The sequence below is a fragment of the Longimicrobiaceae bacterium genome (genome assembly GCA_035936415.1).
Taxonomy (GTDB): domain Bacteria; phylum Gemmatimonadota; class Gemmatimonadetes; order Longimicrobiales; family Longimicrobiaceae; genus JAFAYN01.
Window position 1 is genome coordinate 23,170 of the sequence record DASYWD010000038.1, and the last position, 6,585, is coordinate 29,754.

Annotated in this window: 3 protein-coding genes; 2 read left to right on the forward strand and 1 reads right to left on the reverse strand. The window is 70.9% G+C overall.

The window, feature by feature from the left end; translation table 11 throughout:
- A complete protein-coding gene (locus tag VGR37_01525) occupies positions 1 to 1,701 on the forward strand; it encodes a cyclic peptide export ABC transporter (protein ID HEV2146076.1) in 1,701 nt (566 codons plus the stop codon).
- Between the two features lie 93 nt (positions 1,702 to 1,794).
- Here the strand turns inward: VGR37_01525 and VGR37_01530 are convergent, their stop codons facing one another.
- Positions 1,795 to 4,476, reverse strand: coding sequence for a DUF5916 domain-containing protein (locus VGR37_01530; protein ID HEV2146077.1), 2,682 nt, complete (start codon positions 4,474 to 4,476; stop codon positions 1,795 to 1,797).
- Positions 4,477 to 4,931: 455 nt separating this feature from the next.
- Here VGR37_01530 and VGR37_01535 point away from each other — a divergent pair.
- A partial coding sequence (locus tag VGR37_01535; protein HEV2146078.1) for an acylase occupies positions 4,932 to 6,585 on the forward strand: 1,654 nt, incomplete at its 3' end.

A 6,585-nucleotide genomic window follows, 5' to 3' on the forward strand; every position in this document is an offset into this window, starting at 1 on the left:
ATGCAACTGTTCCGGAATCTGCACAGGCTCTTCGCCTTCATCCTGCGCTTCGCGACCGGCATCCCGCACGCGCGCGCCATCCTGACCGCGGTGATCGTGGCCGGCGTCGTGAACGGGCTCGGGAACATGGTGCTGGTTGCCGTGGTGAACCACGCGATCAACGCCGACGGCTCCGGCGGGCGAGGGCTCGCGTGGATCTTCCTGGGGGTCTGCGCGGTGCTCCCGGTGGCGCGCTACCTCTCCGAGTTCCTGCTCATCTTCCTCTCGGAGCGGGCCACCTTCCAGCTGCGGATGAGCATGACCGGCCGCATCCTCGCGGCCCCTCTCCGGAGCCTGGAGGAGATGGGCACTCCGCGGCTCCTGGCCACGCTGACCAACGACATCCCGGCGGTGGTGGGGACCTTCTCCATCCTCCCCCTGCTCTGCATGAACCTGGCGATCGTGGCGGGGAGCCTGGTCTACATGGGGGTGCTCTCCGGGCAGCTGCTCCTGGGCGTGTTCGTCTTCCTGGCGGTCGGCGTCCTGGGCTACCAGCTGCCGCTCCACAGGGCGCAGGGCCACGTGCGCGCCCTGCGCGAGCGGGTGGACCTGCTTTTCGGCCACTTCCGGGCGCTCACCGAGGGCATCAAGGAGCTGAAGCTGAGCGCGGAGCGCCGCCGCGCCTTCCTGGAAGAGGAGCTGGAGCACACGGCCGTCGAGCTGCAGGCCCACAACGTGGCCGCCCACCGCCTCTTCACGGCCTCGGTGAGCTGGGGGCAGGTACTGGTGTTCCTGGTGATCGGGCTGCTGGCGTTCGTGGTCCCGCGGTTCACGCCGGTGGAGCCCGTGGTGCTCACCGGGTACGTGCTGGCCATCCTCTACATCGTCACCCCCATCCAGGTGGTGATGAACTCCATGCCGCAGCTCAGCCGCGCGGTGGTGGCCATGGAGAGGGTGGAGCGGCTGGGGCTGGAGCTGGGCCGGGACGCTTCCGCCGCGCCGCCCCGCCTTTCTCCCCCGCCGGCATCCTGGCGGTCGCTGGAGCTGGACGGCGTCACCCACGCCTACTACGCGGAGCACGAGCGGACCACCTTCACACTCGGTCCCCTGCACCTCGCCTTCCGCCCCGGCGAGATCGTCTTCGTCACCGGGGGGAACGGGAGCGGCAAGACCACTCTCGCGAAGCTGCTGACCGGCCTCTACCGGCCGGAATCGGGCGAGATCCGCGTGGACGGCGCTCCGGTCGCGGAAGACGGGATCGAGGGCTACCACCGGCTGTTCTCGGTGGTCTTCTCCGACTTCCACCTCTTCGACCGGCTGCTCGGGGTGGACACGCGCGACCTGGACGCGCAGGCCCGCCGCTACCTCGCGCTGCTCCAGCTGGACCACAAGGTCGGGGTGGAGGAGGGGAAGCTCTCCACCACCGAGCTCTCGCAGGGGCAGCGCAAGCGCCTGGCGCTGCTCGCCGCGTACCTGGAGGACCGCCCCATCTACCTCTTCGATGAGTGGGCCGCCGACCAGGACCCCGTGTTCAAGGAGGTGTTCTACCACCAGCTGCTCCCGCAGCTGAAGGAGCGTGGGAAGACGGTGATCGCCATCAGCCACGACGACCGCTACTTCCACGTCGCCGACCGGCGGATCAAGCTGGAGTACGGCCAGGTGGTTGAGGACACGGCCCGTCTGCGGCTCGATTCCGAGCCGCTGGTGGCGGTCGACGGGTAGCGGGGCCGCGGCGATCCCGGAAGACGAGGAAAGCCCCCGGCGGACGTGGTCCACCGGGGGCTTTCCGATGCGGGCGAGCGCGCCCGCGGAGGGCTACCGGCTCAGCCAGTAGGTCATCTTCACCAGGAAGATGTTCCGCGCCGGCTCGTCGAGGATCCCGCCAGCGTCGCGGCCCAGGTCGAAGTCCCCGAAGGGCTGCGACCCGCTGCGGAGCTGCTGCCACACCAGGAAGAGGGTGGAGCCGGGACGGTACTCCCACCGGAGCACCGCGTTGCCGCGCAGGCTGCGGAAGTTGAAGTCGCGGTCGCGCAGCTGGAAGCACCCGGCGGGGCCGCTCCCGTCCGGGTCCACCGTATGGACGTCGGGGGCGCCGGCCCGGCTCCCGCAGGCGGTGCTGGTGCGGATGGTGCCGCGGTCCCTGCCGTACACGTCGAACTCGAACCCGCCGGGGGTGGTGAACTCCTTGTAGTCCCAGAAGTCGGCGGAGTTCACCAGCGGCTGCGCGTAGAGCTGCAGGCTGAGGTCGGGCGTGAACGTCCAGCTCAGCCGGGTGTCGAGCGCGAAGATCGTCTGGTCCACGTTGGCGAACACGTACCGCCGGCCGAAGGTGGAGGACAGCGTGTCCGGGCGGGCCAGGACGTACTGGTCGGTGTCGCGCCGGGCGCGGATGGTGGGGCCGAGGGTGAGCTGCAGGGTGGTGCTGGGGCGGATGGACGCGGAGAGGTTGACCGAGCGGTCGTACTCACCGGAGGTGTCCTCCCGGTGCGTAAGCGTGCTGCTGAGGCCGAAGCGCTTGCGCGGGTCGGTTCCCCCCTGGAGCGTCACCCGCCACTGCGGCGGGCTCTCGGCCAGCGGGCCGCCCCGGGTGAGACGGTCGTTGAGGGTCCGCGGGGCATACGCCACGGAGGCCCCGGCGTTCCAGAGGTTGGTGAAGGTGGCGGAGACGTCGCCCGACCAGAGGTCGTGGATCCGGTCCCCGCCCCAGTTCCAGGCGTGGTTGGTGGAGACGGAGTAGCTGTGGTCCCGGAACACCTTTCCCGGCCGGTACACCCGCCGCCCCAGCTGCGTGGAGAAGGCGTGGTAGTCCACGCGTCCCAGGAAGCCCAGGTCGTTGATCTCGAACCCGGGGCTGGAGAACTGGTAGGCCACGGATCCACGCCAGCTCCCCGTCCGGGCCAGGGCGAGCCCGCCCATGTGGCCGCCCAGCGAGGTCCGCGTGCTGTCGAACCGGAGGTAGTCGGCGTCGTCGCGCTGGAAGTAGCGGGCGCTGGAGCGCTGCGTGGTCGCGATGCTCTTTTCGGGCCCCTCCACGCGCGAGCCCGCCAGGAACCCGGAGAGCACCCAGGTGCGGCGCGCCCACCGGTGCTGCGCGTCCACCCCGGCCACGTACGCGCGGGAGCGGAGCAGCCCGTCGAACACGCCGCTGTCCATCCGCCGGTGCGTGGAGGAGAGGATCCCGCCCACCACCGTGTTGCCCTGGCGCAGGTCGCGCCGCACCCGCCCGACGAAGTAGTTGCTGAGCGGCTCCACGGGGGTGCTGTGCCGGAGCCCGTCCGCCCCGAGGAACCGGGCCTCCTCCTCGGAGGTGAGGGCGTCCATGATCCCCACCGTCCAGCCGCCCGCCGTCCTGCCGGTGACCTTGGCGGCCGCGAGAATGGTGGACTGGTCGGGCGCGTCGGCGTATGCGAACTCGCTCCCGCCCAGCAGCCGCTGCGGGGCGCGCCCGACGCGGCGCGAGTAGAAGAACTGCGAGAAGCCGTATGTGTTGAAGGCGCTCACCTCGCCGAAGCGGAACACGTCGCTCCCCTCCACGAAGAAGGGCCGCCGCTCGGGGAAGAAGGTCTCGAAGGCGGTCAGGTTCACCTCGGCCGGGTCCACCTCCACCTGCCCGAAGTCGGGGTTCACGGTGCCGGTGAGGGTGAGCCCGCCGGGGAGGCCGTACTGGAGGTCCGCCCCGATCGAGCCCGCCCACTCGTTCCCCTCGTAGAAGGGGTTGGCGCGGTCGCCGGGGGCGCGCTCCAGCCGGCCGCTGGTGTACGGGAGGACTTCCAGCCGCTTGGGGGTGCGGATCCCCGCCAGCCCGCGGAGCTCGCCGAAGGCGGAGACGAAGCCCGGAGAGTTCCGCGTCCAGGGTGACCAGCTGCTGCGCTCCTGGCTCCGGGCGATCTCGCGCATCAGCCCCAGACCCCAGACCGGCTCCCCCTCCACCTGGTCGGGAAAGCGGAGCTGGGAGAAGGGGATGCGGAACTCCGCCGTCCACCCCAGCGAGTCCACCGTGGTCGCGACCTCCCAGACCGCGTCCCAGGAGGCGTCCTCGCGCGTGTCGTCGTACATGTACGCATCCTGCTTCACGCCTCGTGGGTTCACGCCGAAGTGGAACCCGGTCCTCCGGTCGTTGCGGCTGTCGACGTTGACCAGGATCCGGTCGGAGTAGGTCCCGAACACGTCGCGGCGGGAGAGCTGCGCGGCGATCGAGTCGGGGCGGGTGTCGAACATCCGCGCCCCGATGTAGAGCGCGTCCGGCCCCACCAGCACCCGCACCTCCGTGCGCTGCGTGGCGGGGGCCCCGGGGCTGGGATACGACTGCGTAAAGTCGCTGGCGACTTCCGCGGACGCCCAGGCCGCCTCGTCGAAGCGGCCGTCGACGCGGATCGGCCCCGCGAGCGGCGCTGCGCGGAGGACGGGGCGCGTTGACGGCGCTCCCCGAACTGCCTCAAGCCCCTGCCCCCCGAGGGGGGCGGCCGAGACGAGGAGGAGCAGGACGGATTTCCACATGGTCGAGACTCCGGGGTGGGAGCACCGTCCAACGTGCTGGTAACGCTGGTGATGCGAATGAGCAGGATCTATGCGTGCAATGGTAGTCCAATTTTATGCCGTTCGCAAGCGGGTCTGCACGACAGGTGTTCCGGCGCCGCAGCTGTCGATCACGCTCTTCCGCTTCGCGCTCCAGCGCTCGGGCACTCTCTTTCCTCCAACATCTTCCCTCCGGTTCTCTGGACCTCTTCAGCCTATCCCTGTCGAGTGTCCGATGAAACCGGGTGCTCCATACCCCGTCTCCCCGATCCGGCTCTCGGCGTCTGCGCAGCCGTTTCTCCCCGTTCTCCGCCATCACCACTGCCGATTATATCCAGACAACCATTGCGCACCTGAGCCCGGGCGATTAGTCTCACCACTCGTCCCGCCGGCCCGCGCCGGCCCTTCATCGTCCGGCACCAACCTGCCCACGTCACATGCGAACCTTCTGGCGATCGCTCGCCCTGGTCTGCCTCCTGGCGAACGCACCGAACGCCGCGGCAGTCGCGCAGTCCGGCCGTGCCGCGCAGTCCCCGCGGGCGGAGATCCTGTGGGACCGCTGGGGCATCCCCCACGTGTACGCGAAGGACCACGAGTCGCTCGTGCGCGCCTTCGGGTGGGCGCAGGCGGAGAGCCACGGCGACCTCCTCCTGCGCATGTACGGACAGGCCCGCGGGCGCGCCGCGGAGTACTGGGGGGAGCGCTTCCTGGATTCCGACCGCACCGTCCGCACCATGGGCATCCCGGGGCGCGCGCGGGAGTGGTACCGGGCGCAGAGCCCGGCGGGGCGCAGGCGGTTGGACGCCTTCGCCGCCGGGATCAACGCCTACGCCGCGGCGCATCCCGACCTCATCGCCGACCGCGTCGAGGCCGTGCTCCCCGTCACGGGCGAAGACGTCCTCGCCCACGTCCAGCGGGTGATCCACTTCACCTTCCTGGGCGACCCCACGGCCGTCGCCGAACGGATCCAGGGACCGCCCGCGGGCTCCAACGCCTGGGCGGTGGCGCCCTCGCGCTCCGCCAGCGGGAACGCCCTTCTCCTCGCCAACCCGCACCTCCCCTGGAGCGACGTCTTCACCTGGTACGAGGCGCAGCTCGTCGGCCCCGGGGTGGACGTGTACGGGGCGGCGCTGGTGGGCTTCCCGTTCGTCGGGATCGGGTTCAACGACTTCCTGGGGTGGACGCACACCGTCAACACCCTGGACGGGGCCGACGTCTACGCCCTCACCCTCGCGGAGGGCGGGTACCGCTGGGACGGCGGCGTGCGGCCCTTCGAGACGCGCCGCGAGGTGATCCGGGTGCGCGGCAGCGACGGGACGCAGCGCGACGACACCCTGATGGTCCGCGCGTCGGTGCACGGACCGGTGCTGGGGGAGCGGGACGGGAACGCGTTCGCGTACCGGGTGGCGGGGCTGGACCAGCCCTTCATGGTGGACCAGTACTGGGAGATGGCCCGCGCACGGAACCTGAAGCAGTTCGAGGGCGCGGTGGGGCGGCTGCAGATGCCGATGTTCACCGTGATGTACGCCGACCGCGACGGGCACGTGCTGCACCTCTTCAACGGGCGCGTCCCCGTGCGTTCGCGCGGCGGCTGGGAGCACTGGCAGGGGGCGGTCCGCGGGGACACCTCGGCCACGCTCTGGACCCGCACCCACGCGTACGCGGAGCTCCCGCGGGTGCTCGACCCCGCCAGCGGGTGGCTGCAGAACGCCAACGACCCGCCCTGGACCACCACCTTCCCCGCGCCGCTCCGCCCGGACGCCTTCCCGGAGTACATGGCGCCCCGGGGGATGGAGTTCCGGCCGCAGCACTCCGCGAAGCTGGTGATGGCGGACTCCAGCATCTCGCTGGAAGAGATGATCGCCTACAAGCACTCCACCCGGATGGAGCTGGCCGACCGGGTGCTCGACGACCTCCTCGCCGCGGTGCGGGAGCGCGGCACCCCCGCCTCGCGGGAAGCGGCCGCGGTGCTGGAGCGGTGGGACCACGCCACGGACGCGGAGAGCCGCGGCGGCGTACTCTTCCTGGCGTGGGCGCAGGAGATGGCGCAGCGGAGCGGCGGGAACGGACTCTTCGCCACCGGGTGGGACC